This is a genomic window from Flavobacterium notoginsengisoli, assembly GCF_014207905.1.
Taxonomy (GTDB): Bacteria; Bacteroidota; Bacteroidia; order Flavobacteriales; family Flavobacteriaceae; genus Flavobacterium; species Flavobacterium notoginsengisoli_A.
Genome location: NZ_JACHLB010000001.1, coordinates 270,575 through 287,867, shown reverse-complemented (window position 1 = coordinate 287,867; position 17,293 = coordinate 270,575). Strand labels below are relative to the sequence as shown.

The following is a 17,293-nucleotide window of genomic DNA, read 5'->3' as shown; positions in this document are numbered from 1 at the left end:
ACAGTTTACAGTTTTGATCTTAATAATTCTTAAAACTGCTACTGCGACCGCACACTTTCAACTAAAAACACTAAATTTGTATTCTCAAGAACTGAATGAAAATGATAGATAAGATTAAAGATTATATTGGGGAAGCCCAATCTTTTTCAACTGAAAACAAAGAAGAACTAGAAGCATTCCGTATAAAATTCTTAGGAAAAAAAGGTGTTTTAAATGATTTTTTCGCAGAATTTAAAAACGTTCCAAACGATCAGAAAAAAGAATTTGGACAAGTTATAAATGCATTGAAAAATGCAGCTGAAGAAAAAGTTAAGTCAATTGTTGAAACTTTAGAAAGCAAAGAAGAGTCAAAAGGCATTTTCGGAGACTTAACTCGTGCGGCAGAACCAGTAATTATTGGTTCTCGTCATCCTATTTCTATAGTTAAAAATCAGATTATCGATATTTTTGCTAATATCGGATTCAATGTTTCTGAAGGTCCAGAAATTGAAGACGACTGGCATAACTTTACAGCATTGAACTTACCGGAATATCATCCGGCGCGTGATATGCAGGATACGTTTTTCATTCAGACTAATCCTGATGTTTTGTTGCGTACGCACACATCATCTGTTCAGGTGCGTTATATGGAAAATCATAAACCGCCAATTCGTACGATTTCTCCGGGACGTGTTTTCCGTAACGAAGCGATTTCATCTCGTTCGCACTGTATTTTCCATCAAGTGGAAGGATTGTACATTGACAAAGATGTGTCTTTCGCAGATTTGAAACAAACATTGCTTTATTTCACAAAAGAAATGTTCGGAAAATCTAAGATTCGTCTTCGTCCGTCTTATTTCCCATTTACAGAACCAAGTGCTGAAATTGATATTTATTGGGGACTAAAAACAGAAACTGATTACCGTATCACAAAAGGAACAGGCTGGTTGGAAATTGGAGGTTGCGGAATGGTAGATCCAAACGTTTTGAAAAACTGTGATATTAATCCAGACGAATACAACGGTTTTGCTTTCGGAATGGGAGTTGAGCGTATCGCAATGCTTTTATACCAAATTGGAGATATTCGTATGTTCTACGAAAATGATGTTCGTTTCTTAGAGCAGTTTAAAGCAAATATTTAAAAATAAAGTTATTAGTGAATAGTGATTAGTGAGAAGCTTTCTTTCTAATCACTATTTACTTTTTACTAATTACTAAGATTATGAAAAAAGATATAATAATTCCAGAAGTTGAGAACGTATTTCTTGCGGCAGTGCAGGAATGGAGTGACGATTTTATGGAAAAAGTGTGGTACGCTTATTTAGTTAACGACAGTGACTTTAACTTAGACAGCGTAATGGTAGTTTCAAAAGCATTTGGAACTATTGATGGAGAGATGAAAAAAACGTCAATTCTGCGTCATGCTTTTGTTGAGGTTCCTTCGGTTTCTGTTGTGAAGATAGAATTGGTAGAAAAAAGCCTTTTAGCATTAAATAACGAATTTATGGTGACTTTCTTTATCGGAAATACTTTGTACGACAAGAAATTTATCTTTAAAGCCAATTCGCTTGACGAAAATAAAACGGAAGAAGTGCCGATTTTGTTTGTTGAAGGGGTGATGGTGAAGTAGTTAAAAGAAGAAAGAAGCAAGAGGAAAGACTAGATTAAGATTTAGATAGAACAAAGAAGAAAGAGCCAAGACTATATTCAGTTTGGCTCTTTTTTTATTCTTAGAAATAAGTCTTTTTTCTTGCTTCTTGTCTCTTTCTCCTAGTCTCTTTCTTCTTGCCTCTTTCTTCTTGCCTCTTTCTTCTTTCTTCTTTCTTCTTTCTTCTTCATCCTTCTAAAAAACTACTGCGGTAAAACAGGCGGTCTCATTTTATAAGCTCCCGTTGATAAACTCGAAATAAAATCTTCTAAAGCATCCATTTCAGATTTGTTTAGCTGTAATTTTTTAATCAGTTTCGAAGTAGTTGGGAATAAAGTGTCGTTTAACTGATTTTCTTTTCTTTTGGGTTGTGGCATTCCTGCGTTGTACATATTCAATACGCCACGAATGTTTGGAAATAAACCGTTATGCATATAAGGTGCATTTTGTGAAACGCCTCTTAGAGATTGCGTTTTAAATTCGCCCACATTTTCGGCTTTTCCAGTTACATTGTATCTTCCTAAATCTTCATATTCTCTTCCGTAATATGTCAAACCGATGTTGTGAAATTTATTATCTGAAAAATTTGCCGTATTATGACAATTAATGCAACGCGCTTTAGTACGAAATAAATGCAAACCTTCAACTTGCCTGTTGGTTAGCTGTGTAGAATCTCCAGCAACAAATTTGTCGAATTTACTTTTCGGACTGATTAAAGTTCTTTCGAAAGTGGCAATTGCTTTTAAAATCTCTTCTTGTGTTAGTTTTTCTTTTCCGAAAGCTTTCTTGAAATACGGTTTATAGCCTTTGATTTTGTTCAAACGTTTTGTTGCTAAATCGATATGGAAATTCATTTCTTTAGTGTCTTGAATTGGAAAGCTGGCCTGATCTTCTAAAGTTGCGGCTCTTCCATCCCAAAAGAAAACTTTAGAGTAGGCAATATTCATTAAACTTGGCGCATTTCTAATTCCTTGCAATCTTCCTTCGCCATAAGAAACTCTTCTGGCATCACCCCAGTTTAATTCTGGATCATGGCAGTTGGCACAGGAAATTTGTCCCGATTTGGATAATCTTGGGTCAAAGAAAAGTACTTTCCCTAATTCGGCTTTTTCTTCTGTATACGGATTGTTTTCTGGAAATTCGGGTTTACCCAAAACTCCGATATCTTCAAATCCTTGGGTGTAGACTATAGAGTCTACTTCAGGCTTTGGCCATTTTTGATAATCGCCGCTGCTGTATAATCTTTTTAATTCGGCAATAGATAAGTTTGGTTCAATTTTGGCATAAGAAAGCATGATAAGTGAAAATATCATTACTCCAATGCCAATTAATTTCGTTTTCATTCTTTAATAATTTAATTGTACACCCATTTGAACCCAATAGGTGGTATTGGTATTAATACTGACTGGATAATCAGTTTGTTTTTTAAGTGCGATTTTCTCTTTTAAATCGGTAAAGAAAACCACCGTTTTTTTGTTTTTTGTTGGATAGCTGTACTGTAAACGTAATCCAGGCGCAAAATAATTGGTTGTGCTTACGGCATAATCATGAATAATTACTTCATCAAAAAAACGGGCATTTGTTCCGCCTGAAGTATCATAATATTCCAGTTTTGATGGAAGCGGGAAATACATGTTGAAACTTACAGTTGTGTTCAGTTTGCTTTTAGCGAAAGCGAAATCTTTACTAGTATAAATTCCAGTATTTAATGAATTTAACTCAATATGGGCTGTTGCCAAAATATCATCGTATTCGTTTTGCTGGTAAAGCATATTTAGACCAAACAAATAATCAATCTTTGAACCTGTTTTTTTAGAAAGCGATGCTGTCCAATTCAGTTTATTTAGCAAATTGGTATAATTGTAACCATTGCTTTGTTTGTCAAAATTACGAGCTTCACTTTGGTCAAATTGTAAAGTCGACTGAATTTCTTTTTTATTCCATCTGTACATACCAAATATTTCGGCATGATTTGAATTCGTTTTAAGTTTTAATCTTTCGGTTTCTTTAAGTGTATAAGAACTTGGGTAAAAAACATTGTTGGAATTTTGTTTGTAAAACAAAGCCGTTATAATTGTTTTTTTATTTGAAAAGGTATATCCTAAACCTACTTTATCTCTAAGATCTCTGTAATTATAAATAGAGGTTTTTTCGATTGATTTAAAGTAATTTAGAACCCTTCCATAACCCGCATTAAATCGAAGATAAGTTTCGGGAAACGCTTCAAAATTTAAATTAGGATTACTGTATGAATAAGTGTAATCTTTTTTGTTTTCGGTATAATTACCTAAAATAAATGCTTTGTGATTTTCTGTAATCTGATAGCCAATTTGTATTTCTCCTCCCATTTTTCTGTTGGTAATTTGAGGTCTAGGATCTGCAATTCTGTTATATTTTTCTGCACCGTAATTGGCTTTAATGGCAACAGATAAATGATTGGTAATATCTTTAGAAAAACCACCGCTTAATGCATAAGTTTGGTTATCCCAATCGGCTTTTCTCGGGACATAAAAATAATGAGGAGTTATAACTTCTTGCTCTTCGGAACGATCGTCAGAAAGTACCCAGCCGAGATTTTTTTCTAGTATTTTTTTAATAGCCAAATCACCAAACAGTTTCCATTTGGATTTTGTTGTAAAATATCCCTGTGCTGAAAATTGATAGGTATTGATTTCGTTTGCAACCTGTTTTCTGGCAAATTCATTTTGCTGATGCTCATAAGAAACTTCAGTAAAAGTAAAATCCTTAATATTTGGATTGGTGTAAACGATTGGGTATTTAAAAATTTGATTTTTAATCTGATTGTCAATAATATGATTTTGCACTTTTATAGTGTCTTGTGCATTCACATTAAAAACAAAAGAAAACAACAAAAGAAGTAATGCCCAGTTTTTCCAGGCATTACTTTTCATGTCATTTATTTTAATTTTATTGATTTTCATTAAAGAAAATTTTTAGTTGAAACCTCTTGGATTTGCAGTTACTTCTACAAAGTCGTTTGTAGAGTTATTTGTGTCCTGAAGAACAATTCTTCCAGCAATGGTAGTTTTTGTTTTTCTCATTACAGATTTTGAAGAATAAGCTCCAGAAGGAATGTATGTATTTCCTCCATCAATTTGAGATGGTAATTTTTTAGGAACTAATAGTGTTCCTAAATCTCTCGTTGTGTCAACACCGTCTATTAGAATAGCGACTGGAATTTGAACAGACAAAGGAGCATCACCTTTAGGGTTTTTGTATTTTTTTAATGCCGCAAATTCAGCATCAGTCATTTTAAAAATAGTATAAGCTTGTCTTCCTAATGAATCTAAAATCAAGTCATTGTTGCTATTTCCCCAATAAGCAATAATTACATCTGGAACAGCAGGATTTTGAATGTCATATTGATAAGTGCTGCCAGAATATGTACCTAAAAAGGCTTCGAAATCTGCAGTGCTTAAATCTACCGTTAATTCAGGGCTTAAAATACTAACCGCTTTACCATTATTGTCAACATAATTAGCTTTGTGGTTAATGGCATTTTGTGCGATAACAATGCTTTTCCCTGGTTCTACAGGATATTGAGTTCCGTTGCCAGGAATTTTAATGATGTTGATTCCGTAAACGTAATCCGTATTTGCAGTATTCCCCATTGTCATTCCTTCAGATTTGCTCCAGTCAAACTGGCCATTAGGTAAAGAGTAAGATGCTACCGTTGTTGTCGTAGAACCAGTAAGTTGTGCCATGTATAAACCATCTGCGTACTGTACTGTGTTCGAGTTATTGTAAATTTCAATAAACTGATCTCTAAATACGGCACCTTTCTTAGTGTCAGAACCTCCGTAGTAAATTTGTTTAATTACAAAATCACCTACTTTAGAAGTTTTCATTTCTATGTTTGCGGTTGTAGCTGTTGCATTTACAATAACACTGCTTTCAGCACCATTAAAATTGATTTCAGCCTCTGTTGGCGTATAACCGAAAGTTTCAGTAAACTCAGCTGACTGAATTACTTTTGTAGACGTAATAGAATAAGTTCCAGGTAAAATTTGCTTAAAAAGAGCAACACCAGTTTCGTCCGATTCAACCGTATATTTGTTGGCCGTTTCTGTATTGACAATAGTTACGCTTGCTTTTTTAACAACCTGACTGTTAAAAGTTGCATCGTATTTAAGAGAAACGCTAAAATCAACTGGTTTTAATGCTTCATTTTCGTTATCATCGTTGCTGCAAGACTGGATGATGAATGCAAATAAGAGTATAAAAATCGAGAGAATTTTTTTCATAGTATATAGATTTAAAATTGATAATTAAGTCGGGTTCCAAAGGAGAAGTTTGCAATATCTGATGGATATCTTTCTCCTTCAACGTAGTAATAAGGTTTAAGATTTAAGAAATTCGTTGAATAAAATGAAACACTAAATCCATTTAAGAAGTCTTTGGAAACGCGTAAATGAAAATTATGGAGCATTCGATCAAGCTTATATTGCGAAGTGTCTAAATCGCGGATAAGATGTCCATATTTTTGTGTGTTGGTGCGGTCTTCTTCTGGAATTTCATGATAAACTAATTGGCTATCTAAATAACCATTTGGAAAATTTCTTGTTGGAGAATTGCTGGTTTGCAATAAAATATGTTCGCTTCTTAAAGACAAAACAAGCCCTGCTTTTGGAATATGGTAATTGAAATTAAAACTTGCTGTAAAATTTTCATTTACAACTGGATCTGAATTATAGATACCATATTTTTCTTCAGCAAGTAAATTGGTAGATTTTACATAAAGTACCGTTCTATTAAAATCATTTGATTTAACATAAGAAGCATTCATGCTTACGTCAAGATTTAAGGCTTTAATTTTCTGGAAATTTATAATTGACTCAACACCGAAATCTTTAGAAGTGCTATTGTTTTGAACACTTTGCGTGAAATAATAGAATTTTTCCGTTCCCGTAATTTCATAAGTTGGAATTTCTGCACCAACAATGTTCACTGTAACTTTTGGCACTTCTTGATAAACAGGAACCAGCTGACTAGTAAAACCGTTGTTTAATGTATTGTAATATCCAGTTACATTTATATCGGCAAAAGGAAGATTGATATCTAATCCTGCTTCTGTTCTATAAGATTTTGAAGGCTTTAAATTCAGATTGTCTCCTGGAGCTATAATAGTTTGAATCCATGCTTTTTGGTATACACCAGGATAACTATAGATTCCGTTTCCAACCAATCGGTCAATGTAACGTTCTCCAGTATACAATTGATTAAGTGATGGTGCTTTTGATGACAAACCCAATCCGCCTCTAAATCTAAAAGTTTTATTTATTGAGTAAGAAGAGTTTAGACGAGGTTGCAACGATACATTTCCCGCCTGATTTTCATATCGTACTCCAAAATCGATATTTAAAATTCTATTTTCTTCAAATTTTTTATAGATGCGATCTTCAAAGTAAGCAGAAATCTGACTTTCAGTTCTTACTCTGTTAAAATTATAGTCTCTGTAACCTAATATGCTTTCATTTGCTTGATCCAAAGTGTAGAAATTTTGCAATCCGCTTATCCCGCTTTTTCGTCCTTCTCCTTTGTTAGAGCTTGTTCTTCCAGACAAACCAAAAACTAAACTATGAACCCATTGGGCTTTATTAGTAATTGCTTTATTTGCTTCGATACTAAAAAAAGACGAAATCGGAATTCCTTCTACAGTAGCAATACTTGTATACTGTGAGGGAAGAACATAAGCTTCATGAATTCCCGCTTCTAGAGAATTAGTTGCCGCCGTAAGCGATGTATTCATCCATTGTTCTTTTCGGGATAATTGCTTATCATACGAAAAACCACTGTTTATGTTTATACCATCAACCCATAAATTATTAGGTTTCCACATAAAATTATCAGAGATAGAAATACCTTTTTTGTCATTTTTTACAACGGCATCTGTAATGTCATCAGGATCTTTTTTGGCATCATCTATATTAGCTCGAAAAGTAGTGCTTAGTGTGTTTTTAATTTTCGAAGATTTATTTTTGGTCTGCCAAGAAAAACTTCCATTCACTCTTTGATAGCTTAATAGATTATTTCTGGGATCCGTTTTAGAATCCAAATAGTTGAAACCAATATTCATCGAATTGTTGGCGTTAAATTTTACACCTTTTGTTAAGTTGAATTCTGTCGTTGCGTCACGAATAGAAGCCGATACACGATACGGACTATATCCAACTTTTGTTGTAATCAATACAAGTCCTGAGGTCAAGTCACCATATTTTGCTGATGGAATTCCCTGTATAACCTTTATTTCTTCAATACTATTAGTTGGAATTTCTCTTAAATCGACACCATAATTGGCATTGGTAAACATATTTGTACTTGATGCCCCGAAAGTATTTGGACGATAATAACCATATGGCCCTGTTACGTTTGGATTTAAGGACTGCATATTTTCATTGTTTGAAATCGGAATATCATTTATTACAAATGCAGTCCCAAAAGCTTTATTGTTTTTAGAAGAATTTCCATCAGATGCCGAGCGGAAAACAATATTTTTAAATTGATTCAGATTAAAATCTACAGTTGTTTGTCCGGGAAGTTGTTGCAAAACATCATCTAGAGAAAAAGCCTGAACATTGTTTATTGCATTTGTTCCCAAGGTTAATTCCGAGTATTGGCGTTTTTTTTCGGCCGTAACCACAACTTCCTTAAGGAAAAGCGTATTATCTTCCAAATAAACCGTAATCGTGCTTTGATTGTTTTTTAAAGTCTGATTAACATCTTTTTTCCCAAGAATGGAAAAGTTCAATTCAATATCTTGAAAATAGGGAATTGTGATTGTGAAGTTTCCGTCTTTATCAGAAATAGTCCAGTTTTCGGTTTTGGTATCGCGAACAAAAACACCTGCCAAAGATGTAGAAGTTTCTTTTGATAAAACTTTACCCGAAATCGTCTTTTGAGAAAAAAGAATTTGGGTAAACAAAAGAAGAATTGTAATAAAACGCATCTGTATTTAATTAGAACAAATAAAAATAGTGATGCAAAAATATCAATAATTCTTTGCGAAGCAATGCAAAATAAGGGATTTGTAAAATATTGATTTTGTAAAATTGTGAGAAAATAAGCAAAACAACGGCTTAAGTTTAAAAGCTACAGCGCTGATAAACAGTTAATTTTTTCTTAAATGTTTTTGTAAGAATATAGAATGAAATTTTTTAATAAAAGATGTAGGTTTGATGTATTCTAAAACCGAATAATTCCTGTTAAAAGCAGTTTGTATTTCACGTTTTGTTTATTCTTTTTCTAACTCTTTAAAACAAAAAAAGAGCCAGAAATAATTTTCCAGCTCTATTCTCTTTATTCTATTTTCCGTTTTCTGAAAAACTAATCCAAAGATTCAGTCAATTTTCTGAAAACAGATTTAGCATCTTTTCCTTCATATAAAACGGCATAAACCGCATCGATAATTGGTGTTTTTGCTCCGTAACCTTGATTTAATTTATAAGCACTTTTTGTTGCGTAATAACCTTCTGCAACCATACTCATTTCCATCATGGCACTTTTTACGGTATAACCTTTTCCAATCATATTTCCGAACATTCTATTTCTAGAGAAAACGGAATATCCTGTAACCAATAAATCGCCCAAATAAGCAGAATCATTAATGTTACGTTTCATTTTATGCACTTTTCTAATGAATTTCTTCATTTCACGAATGGCATTACTCATCAAAACCGACTGGAAGTTATCTCCATAGCCTAAACCATGAGCAATTCCGGCAGCAATTGAGTAAATGTTTTTCAGCATTGCAGCATATTCAGTTCCGATAATATCGTCTGATATTTTTGCTTTAATGTAATTTCCTGAAAGTGTTTTGGCAACCGTTTTAGCTTTATCCGGATCTCCGCAAGCAATTGTTAGATAAGAAAGTCTTTCTAATGCCACTTCTTCTGCGTGACACGGACCCGTAATTACTCCAATATTGTAATATGGAATATCGTATTGAATATGAAAATGTTCACCAACAATCAAACTCGTTTCAGGAACAATTCCTTTAATGGCAGAAAAAATAATTTTATCGGCTAAAGAAACCGTCATATTTTTCAATTCAGCATCAAGAAAAGCAGAAGGAATCGCAAAAATGATATAATCTGCATATTCTATCGCTTCGTTTATATTGTTAGTTAATTTGAGTTTATTGGTGTCAAATTCAACAGAACTTAAGTAGTTCGGATTGTGCTTGTATTTCTGAATATGTTCGATTGCCGAATCATTTCGCATGTACCAAGCAATTTCTGAAAGATTAACGCATAACATTTTCGCAATTGCCGTTGCCCAGCTTCCACCACCAATCACTGCAAATTTTAATTTTTCGCTCATTATTTTAATAATTTAAAACAAAAGTACTTAATAATGTGCTAATAAAGCAAAACCTCATTTAAGAAATTTGAAAAAAGCCTTTAATTACAATGACTTTCAAGAGTTTTTGGTTTAAAATATTTTTTTTTTCGAATGCAATACAATAAAAGAAACAGGTCAACGTTATAAGTCTTTATAAATTAGAATTTTAATGAATTTACAAAGATTCGAGTTAGTTAGTTTTGTTTTAGTATTTTAAAAAGGCGCTCTTAAAAAATTAAGAACGCCTTTTTTGATTTTTGTATTAATAGTTTTCAGTCTCAGTTTCAGTTTTCAGCGACATATTAAACTGTCAACTGATACTGAATACTGCGACTTAAACTGCGACTAATAAGAAAGTTCCACAATAGACTTCACTTTGTCTAAAGTTACTAATTGATTTTCTCCTAAACCTTTCCAACCTCTTTCATCAAAACGATTTACGATAAAATCTGCAGTTTTTGAATAATCTTCTGTGTATTGAGAAAGTTTAGTATCCATTCCCATTGTATGGAAAAACTCAACTGTTTTGTTGATGGCTTCTTTTGCAACTTCCTCATCAGAGCCTGTTAAATTGAAAACTCGTCTTCCATATTGAGCCAATTTGCCTTTTTTAGTTTCAAACATTACAGTATAAAGACTTGGACCAATAATAGCCAAAGTTCTAGCATGATCGATTTCATACAAAGCTGTTAATTCGTGACCGATCATATGTGTTGCCCAATCGCTTGGAACACCTTTCTGGATCAATCCGTTCAAAGCCATTGTACAGCTCCACATAAAATTGGATGCCAAAGTATAATCTGTTGGATTTTTTACAACTCCAGGACCAACTTCAATTAAAGTCTGCAAAATTCCTTCTGCAATTCTATCTTGAAGAAAAGCATCGGTTGGATATGTTAAATATTGTTCCATAACGTGAGTGTAGGCATCTACAACACCATTTTCGATTTGTCTTTTTGGTAAAGAAGAAATTACAGTTGGATCACAAATAGAAAATTGTGGAAATAAAGCACTTCCGCCAGAAGATAATTTTTCTTGAGTTGCTTCAATCGTTACCACATAGCCAGAATTCATTTCACTTCCTGTTGCTGGAAGTGTCAAAACAGTTCCAAACGGTAAAGCGTTTTCTTTAATTAATATTCTTTTTTGTAGAATGTCAATCGGATTTCCTTCAAAATTAACGGCTCCTGAGATAAATTTCACGCCATCAATTACAGATCCTCCGCCAACAGCAAGAATAAAATCGATTTTTTCTGTTTTGATAACTTCAACAGCTTTCATCAAAGTTTCAAATCTTGGATTTGGTTCAATTCCACCAAATTCTACAATTTCAAAACCTTTTAGATTGTTGATTACTTGATCGTAAATTCCGTTTTTAAAGATACTTCCGCCACCATAAGCCAATAATATTTTAGCGTTTTTTGGAACTAGAGTCGAAAGTTTTTCAATTTGCCCTTTTCCGAAGATTAAATTCGTCGGATTATATAATTCAAAGTTTAGCATTTTTTTTAAGGTTCTAAGATGCTAAGGTTCTGAGGGACTAAGTTTTTTTTAGTAGACTCAGAATCTTAGTATCGGGTTGATTATTTTTTTATTAATTAATGGAAGAGATTGAGTTTTTAGGTTGCTAACAAAAAACCTTAGAACCTTAGTGGCTCAGTCTCTTAGTCCCTTTTTTTAATTCAATTTCTGTAACAATTTTCCAGCTACTAATTTTGATGAAGCAGGATTTTGTCCAGTTATTAAAAGTCCGTCTTCAACTGCGTATGGTTGCCAGTTTGGTCCTTTAGAAAAGATTCCTCCGTTTGATGCTAAAGAATCTTCCAATAAAAACGGAACCACTTTTGTTAAACCAACCGCTTCTTCTTCATCATTAGTAAAACCGGTAATTTTTTTACCTTTTACTAAATATTGTCCATTTACTTTTACGTTTTTCAAAACTGCTGGAGCATGGCAAACAAAAGCTACAGGTTTGTTATGAGTGTAAAAAGATTCAATTAAAGCGATAGAATTTCTGTCTTCAACCAAATCCCAAAGCGGACCGTGACCTCCTGGATAAAATACAGCGTCGTAATCTTTTTGGTTCACTGTCGAAAGCTTTAACGTGTTTTTTAATTTTTCTTGTAAAACTTTATCGGCATCAAAACGTTTCGTGTCTTCTGTTGCCGAAGCTGGATCGGCACTTTTTGGATCAATTGGCGGTTGTCCTCCAAGCGGAGAAGCAATTGAAATTTCAACGCCTTGATCTAGTAATTCATAATATGGTGCAGCAAATTCTTCTGACCAAAATCCTGTTTTCTCTCCTGTATTGCCCAGTTTATCATTGCTGGTAACAACAAATAAGACTTTTTTCATACTTTTTTTATTAGACTTCTGAGCCTCAGCGGATATGCTTACGGCCATAAATGCAGTTATTGCGAGTAATGCTATTTTCTTCATAAGATTAAATTTTCAACAAATTTACGCCTTATGTGATATCAGTAAAAATAAAATAAACTATGTTTGTTATTAATAAATTTATATCATGGTAAATCTAGAATGGTACAGAACTTTTAAGGCAGTTTACAAAAACGGTAATTTTTCAGTGGCTGCGAAGGAATTATTTATGAGTCAGCCCGCGGTTAGTCAGCAGATTTCAATGCTTGAGGCGCACGTTGGAAATAAATTATTTAACCGGAAATCGAAAGGAGTTGAGCCGACCGAATACGCTAAGTTACTAAATAATTTAATAATAGATGCATTAGAAAGGCTTGAAAATGTGGAAACTAGCTTTCGTGCTAAAGCTGAAGATGCGAATAGACTAATTTCGGTCGGAATTTCAAAACATCTTTTTGATTGTGTTGGAGATCTTCTTATTTCTAAGTTCGATTTAATCGATTTTACTTTTGCAGAAAATGACGAGCTTTTTGCATTGGTTGATGCTAAAAAACTTGATTTTGCCATTACAACAAAAAGGTTCGATACATTTGATACTACCTATGAGATTGTAGGTAAAATCAAATTGATATTGGTCGCACCAACAAGTTTGGATATAAATGAATTTCGCCTCAGACTAAAAGCAGACAATTACGCAGAAATTGAACAATGGCTTAATGGGCAAAAATGGTACAGTCATGATGCTCGAATACCACATATAAAAGTATTTTGGCTACATGCTTTTAATAAAAAAAGACCTTCAATGGTGCCGAATTATATTATTCCTTCGGAATCTGAAATGCTTAGACTTTTATCTAAAAATGAGGGAATTGCTGCGACTTGGAATTGCAACGCCAGAAAATTGATTAAAGAAAATAAACTACAATTGTTATGGAATAGTTTTCATGTTCCAGAAGAATTTGTGTATTTACTGGCTCCAAAAAATAATAATTTGAAATCGTTTTTTGATATAATTGAGAAAGAATTAAAGCTCTTTTTTGGGAATCGATTATAATTGCCTAGAAATTAAACATGGAAAAATTACAAAATATTAGAATTGCCGTTGATGCCATTGTTTTTGGTTATAAAAGCAATGGTCTTTATGCTTTATTGATAGAACAGCAATTCGGTTCTTCAGATAAATATTGGGCTCTGCCTGGCGGTTTGGTAAAAGATGAAGAATCTTTGAGCGATGCCGTTATTCGTGAATTGCATGAAGAAACAAATGTACAATTGACTTTTATGGAGCAATTATACACGTTTGGAGATGATATTCATCGAGATTCTAGAAATCGTGTTATTTCGGTTGCTTATTACGCTTTGGTTGATGCTTCGAAATTAGAGATTAAAGCCAGTACAGATGCAGAAAGAGTGCAATGGTTTAAAATAGATGAAATTCCGTCTTTGGCTTTCGATCATAATTTAATTTTAAAAAGCGGAATAGAAAGGCTAAAAGCGAAGTTAACTTATGAGCCAATTGGTTTCGATTTACTTCCTGAAGAATTTCTTTTTTCTGATCTCGAAAATCTTTATTGCACTATTTTAGAAAAAGAAATTGATCGTCGAAACTTCCGAAAAAAAATATTAAGCTTTGATATTTTAGAACAAACAGATAAAATTTCTTCTGTAAAAAGTGGTCGTCCAGCTAAACTTTTTAGGTTCAATAAGCAGAAATACAAAGAGTTAATTGAAAAAGGTTTTCACTTCGAAATAAAGTTTGCGTAATTTTTACACAAAACATATTGTTTATTTAAAATTAAATTTTACATTTGCGTATAATTAACGCAAACTATAAAAATTATGATACTAAATCTTGACCCAAAATTCGATCCTTTTCAAAATCAGGAAGAAATCAAATTTCAAAGTTTTACATTTTCTGGAGGAGAACCTCATATTAAAATCAATCCAGATTTTGATCCAAACAGAAAAGTAACCATTACACATCGATTAAATTCATTCAACGATTTAGGATTATTGTGTATCACAGTTGATGCTTTAAGAAGAATGGACGTTAAAATTATCGATCTATTTATTCCGTATTTCCCAGCCGCAAGACAAGATCGCGTTATGATTCCTGGCGAACCATTATCTGTAAAAGTTTATGCAGACATTATAAATGCATTGCAATTGAGTAAAGTCTATGTTTTTGATGCGCATTCTGAAGTTACACCTGCTTTGTTGAATAATAGTACCGTAATTCCGAATTATACTTTTATAAAAGCAGTTTTAGAAAATATCGGAAATGATGTAAAATTGATTTCTCCAGACGGAGGAGCTTTAAAGAAAATCTATAAAGTTTCTGAATTTTTAGGCGGAGTAGAAGTTGTAGAATGCAGTAAAAGCCGTGACGTTAAAACTGGAAAATTATCTGGTTTTAAAGTATACGAAGACGATTTGCAAGGAATGGATTGTTTGATTGTTGATGATATTTGTGACGGAGGTGGAACTTTTGTAGGATTGGCTGAAGAATTGAAGAAGAAAAATGCCGGAAAATTATACTTAGCTGTAAGCCACGGAATTTTTAATAAAGGTTTTGAAGTGTTGAACTGCTTTGATAAAATCTTCACAACCAATTCTTTTAAAGATTTTGAAGGCGAAAGTGTTCAAGTAATTGGACTGGATCAGTTAGTTTAAAAAAGTTTCAAGTTTCAAGTTTCAAGTTTCAGGTTTAATGAATAACGTGAAACTTTAAAACTGAAATCTGAAACAAAAAAAAGACAAACAAAATGAAATACGATATACCAACAATAGCTCCAGAAAGTAAGTTTTTATTTTTCTGGGGACATCAAGCAAGTGAAGACGGAACGATTACAAAAACCTGTTTTAGCCAATGGTGGTTAAGTGCCTTTGAAGTCGATGGCGTACTGTGTAAAACGGCCGAACATTGGATGATGGCGAAAAAAGCTTTATTATTTGAAGATTATGAAATTTTAGAGAAAATAATCGCATCGGATTCTCCCGCAGAAGCTAAAAAATTAGGACGTGAAGTACGAAATTATGATGATCAGCTTTGGTTAGCCAATAGATTTGAAATTGTAAAACAAGGAAATTTGCATAAGTTTAGCCAAAATCCTGATTTGAAAGCATTTTTATTGAGTACAAAAGACCGCGTTTTGGTTGAAGCAAGTCCAGTAGATCCTATTTGGGGAATTGGTATGGCAAGCGATCATACTCACGCTGCGATTCCTGAAAAATGGAAAGGGCTAAATCTTTTAGGTTTTGCTCTGATGGAAGTTAGAGATGAATTGAGATAAATTGAATATTTAAATAAAAATATATGAACCCACTACTATTAACCGACGGTTACAAAGTTGACCACAGAAGACAATATCCAGACGGAACAACAATCGTGTACTCTAACTGGACACCAAGAAAATCAAGAATTGAAACTGTTGATGAAGTGATCTTTTTCGGATTGCAATATTTCATTAAAAAATATATCATTCACGACTTCGAAGAGTATTTCTTTAAAAAACCAAAAGAAGAAGTTGTTGCAAAATACGCTCGCAGAATCAATAATTATTTGGGCGAAAACCAAGTTGGTACAAAACATATCGAAGATTTACACGATTTAGGATATATTCCGATGGTTTTTAAAGCTTTGCCAGAAGGAGCAAGCGTTCCGTTGCGTGTGCCAATGTTTACCATGTACAATACAATTCCAGAATTTTTCTGGCTGACAAATTATTTCGAAACTTTACTTTCAGCGGTAGTTTGGTTGCCTTGTAATTCAGCTACAATTGCAAAAGAATATAGAAAAGTATTAGACAAATACGCAGCAGAAACCTCTTCTGTTCCTGAATTTGTAGATTGGCAAGCACACGATTTCTCAATGAGAGGAATGGGTGGAATCGAAGCGGCGCTGACTTCTGCAGCTGGACATTTGTTAAGTTTTACAGGTTCTGATACCATTCCAGCTATCGATTTCTTAGAAGAATATTACAATGCCAATTCGGATCAAGAACTAGTTGCTGGTTCAGTTGCAGCAACGGAACATTCTGTAATGTGTATGGGAACGACAGAAGGCGAGTACGAAACTTTCAAGAGATTGATTACAGAAGTATACCCAAAAGGAATTGTTTCTATCGTTTCTGATACTTGGGATCTATGGAAAGTTCTAACAGATTATCTTCCAAGATTAAAACAAGAAATAGTTTCTAGAGAAGGTAAAGTGGTAATTCGCCCTGACAGTGGCGATCCGGTTGATATTATCTGCGGAAATCCAAATGGGAAAACAGAACAAGAAAAGAAAGGTGTTATCGAATTGCTTTGGGATGTTTTTGGAGGTTCAACAAATGCTAAAGGGTTCAAAGAATTAGTACCTCAAATTGGTGCTATATATGGAGATAGTATTACGGTAGCGAGAGCAACTCAAATATGCGAAAGATTAAAAGAAAAAGGTTTCGCTTCTACAAATGTTGTTTTGGGAATAGGATCTTTTACCTACCAATATAACACCAGAGATACTTTCGGTTTTGCAATGAAAGCTACTTACGGAGAAGTAAACGGAGAAGGAAGAGCCATCTTCAAAGATCCGATTACAGACGACGGAACTAAAAAATCTGCCAAAGGATTGATGAAAATTGATTTAATCGATGGCAAGTATCATTTAACTGATAATGTTTCTTGGGAAGAAGAAAAACAAGGCGAATTGAAGGAGGTTTTTAGAGATGGAAAACTTTTAGTGGATCAATCACTTAGTGAAATCAGAACAAGAGTAAAAAGCGAAGTGAGTATCGAAGCTTAATTATAAAACGAAAGCCTGAATGTAAGTTCAGGCTTTTTTTGTGAATTGAGTTTTTTGCGTTCTGTTTGTCATTTCGACCGGAGGGAGAAATCTTCGCAAGTAGCTCTACAAAGATTGACGATTTTGATTGAGGAGTTACTCGC

Annotated in this window: 14 protein-coding genes; 7 read left to right on the top strand and 7 right to left on the bottom strand. The window is 33.5% G+C overall.

Annotated features, from left to right (window positions below; translation table 11 throughout):
• Positions 1–101 precede the first annotated feature (101 nt).
• Both pheS and HNP35_RS01270 read left to right on the top strand, forming a co-directional pair.
• The gene (gene pheS, locus HNP35_RS01275) at positions 102–1,121 is read left to right on the top strand and encodes a phenylalanine--tRNA ligase subunit alpha (RefSeq protein ID WP_184159214.1); all 1,020 of its coding nucleotides are present in this window, start codon (positions 102–104) and stop codon (positions 1,119–1,121) included.
• A gap of 80 nt (positions 1,122–1,201) precedes the next feature.
• The gene (locus tag HNP35_RS01270) at positions 1,202–1,609 is read left to right on the top strand and encodes a hypothetical protein (RefSeq protein ID WP_012022855.1); all 408 of its coding nucleotides are present in this window, start codon (positions 1,202–1,204) and stop codon (positions 1,607–1,609) included.
• 221 nt (positions 1,610–1,830) lie between these two features.
• Here the strand turns inward: HNP35_RS01270 and HNP35_RS01265 are convergent, their stop codons facing one another.
• The 7 genes from HNP35_RS01265 to HNP35_RS01235 form a co-directional block, all read right to left on the bottom strand.
• Complete coding sequence (locus tag HNP35_RS01265) at positions 1,831–2,970, bottom strand: cytochrome-c peroxidase (RefSeq protein WP_184159216.1); 1,140 nt, start codon at positions 2,968–2,970, stop codon at positions 1,831–1,833.
• A 3-nt stretch (positions 2,971–2,973) separates the two neighbouring features.
• On the bottom strand, positions 2,974–4,569 hold the full coding sequence (locus tag HNP35_RS01260) for a DUF6850 family outer membrane beta-barrel protein (protein WP_184159218.1): 1,596 nt from the start codon (positions 4,567–4,569) through the stop codon (positions 2,974–2,976).
• Between the two features lie 12 nt (positions 4,570–4,581).
• Positions 4,582–5,892 carry a DUF4876 domain-containing protein gene (locus tag HNP35_RS01255; protein ID WP_184159220.1) on the bottom strand — a complete coding sequence of 437 codons (1,311 nt, stop codon included), beginning with the start codon at positions 5,890–5,892 and terminating at the stop codon, positions 4,582–4,584.
• Between the two features lie 11 nt (positions 5,893–5,903).
• A complete protein-coding gene (locus HNP35_RS01250; RefSeq protein ID WP_184159222.1) occupies positions 5,904–8,594 on the bottom strand; it encodes a TonB-dependent receptor in 2,691 nt (896 codons plus the stop codon).
• A gap of 377 nt (positions 8,595–8,971) precedes the next feature.
• Positions 8,972–9,967, bottom strand: coding sequence for an NAD(P)H-dependent glycerol-3-phosphate dehydrogenase (locus tag HNP35_RS01245; protein ID WP_184159224.1), 996 nt, complete (start codon positions 9,965–9,967; stop codon positions 8,972–8,974).
• A 366-nt stretch (positions 9,968–10,333) separates the two neighbouring features.
• Complete coding sequence (locus tag HNP35_RS01240) at positions 10,334–11,491, bottom strand: iron-containing alcohol dehydrogenase (protein WP_184159226.1); 1,158 nt, start codon at positions 11,489–11,491, stop codon at positions 10,334–10,336.
• Between the two features lie 174 nt (positions 11,492–11,665).
• A complete protein-coding gene (locus HNP35_RS01235) occupies positions 11,666–12,427 on the bottom strand; it encodes a type 1 glutamine amidotransferase domain-containing protein (RefSeq protein ID WP_184159228.1) in 762 nt (253 codons plus the stop codon).
• A gap of 85 nt (positions 12,428–12,512) precedes the next feature.
• Between HNP35_RS01235 and HNP35_RS01230 the strand changes: the two genes are divergently transcribed.
• The 5 genes from HNP35_RS01230 (at position 12,513) to HNP35_RS01210 (ending at position 17,150) form a co-directional block, all read left to right on the top strand.
• A complete protein-coding gene (locus HNP35_RS01230) occupies positions 12,513–13,418 on the top strand; it encodes a LysR family transcriptional regulator (protein WP_184159230.1) in 906 nt (301 codons plus the stop codon).
• Between the two features lie 17 nt (positions 13,419–13,435).
• Complete coding sequence (locus HNP35_RS01225) at positions 13,436–14,128, top strand: NUDIX hydrolase (RefSeq protein WP_184159232.1); 693 nt, start codon at positions 13,436–13,438, stop codon at positions 14,126–14,128.
• A gap of 75 nt (positions 14,129–14,203) precedes the next feature.
• Positions 14,204–15,037, top strand: a complete 834-nt coding sequence (gene prs, locus HNP35_RS01220; protein ID WP_184159235.1) for a ribose-phosphate diphosphokinase — start codon at positions 14,204–14,206, stop codon at positions 15,035–15,037.
• Between the two features lie 92 nt (positions 15,038–15,129).
• Positions 15,130–15,657, top strand: coding sequence for an NADAR family protein (locus HNP35_RS01215; protein WP_184159237.1), 528 nt, complete (start codon positions 15,130–15,132; stop codon positions 15,655–15,657).
• Positions 15,658–15,680: 23 nt separating this feature from the next.
• On the top strand, positions 15,681–17,150 hold the full coding sequence (locus HNP35_RS01210) for a nicotinate phosphoribosyltransferase (protein ID WP_184159239.1): 1,470 nt from the start codon (positions 15,681–15,683) through the stop codon (positions 17,148–17,150).
• The last annotated feature ends 143 nt before the right edge of the window (positions 17,151–17,293 follow it).

Bases quoted from the DNA above. Each gene is read 5' to 3' on its own strand.
- HNP35_RS01270 (WP_012022855.1), top strand. From the start codon at position 1,202: ATGAAAAAAGATATAATAATTCCAGAAGTTGAGAACGTATTTCTTGCG.
- HNP35_RS01215 (WP_184159237.1), top strand. From the start codon at position 15,130: ATGAAATACGATATACCAACAATAGCTCCAGAAAGTAAGTTTTTATTT.
- HNP35_RS01265 (WP_184159216.1), bottom strand. From the start codon at position 2,970: ATGAAAACGAAATTAATTGGCATTGGAGTAATGATATTTTCACTTATC.
- HNP35_RS01245 (WP_184159224.1), bottom strand. From the start codon at position 9,967: ATGAGCGAAAAATTAAAATTTGCAGTGATTGGTGGTGGAAGCTGGGCA.
- HNP35_RS01260 (WP_184159218.1), bottom strand. From the start codon at position 4,569: ATGAAAATCAATAAAATTAAAATAAATGACATGAAAAGTAATGCCTGG.
- HNP35_RS01250 (WP_184159222.1), bottom strand. From the start codon at position 8,594: ATGCGTTTTATTACAATTCTTCTTTTGTTTACCCAAATTCTTTTTTCT.
- pheS (WP_184159214.1), top strand. From the start codon at position 102: ATGATAGATAAGATTAAAGATTATATTGGGGAAGCCCAATCTTTTTCA.
- HNP35_RS01225 (WP_184159232.1), top strand. From the start codon at position 13,436: ATGGAAAAATTACAAAATATTAGAATTGCCGTTGATGCCATTGTTTTT.
- HNP35_RS01230 (WP_184159230.1), top strand. From the start codon at position 12,513: ATGGTAAATCTAGAATGGTACAGAACTTTTAAGGCAGTTTACAAAAAC.
- HNP35_RS01235 (WP_184159228.1), bottom strand. From the start codon at position 12,427: ATGAAGAAAATAGCATTACTCGCAATAACTGCATTTATGGCCGTAAGC.
- HNP35_RS01210 (WP_184159239.1), top strand. From the start codon at position 15,681: ATGAACCCACTACTATTAACCGACGGTTACAAAGTTGACCACAGAAGA.
- HNP35_RS01255 (WP_184159220.1), bottom strand. From the start codon at position 5,892: ATGAAAAAAATTCTCTCGATTTTTATACTCTTATTTGCATTCATCATC.
- prs (WP_184159235.1), top strand. From the start codon at position 14,204: ATGATACTAAATCTTGACCCAAAATTCGATCCTTTTCAAAATCAGGAA.
- HNP35_RS01240 (WP_184159226.1), bottom strand. From the start codon at position 11,491: ATGCTAAACTTTGAATTATATAATCCGACGAATTTAATCTTCGGAAAA.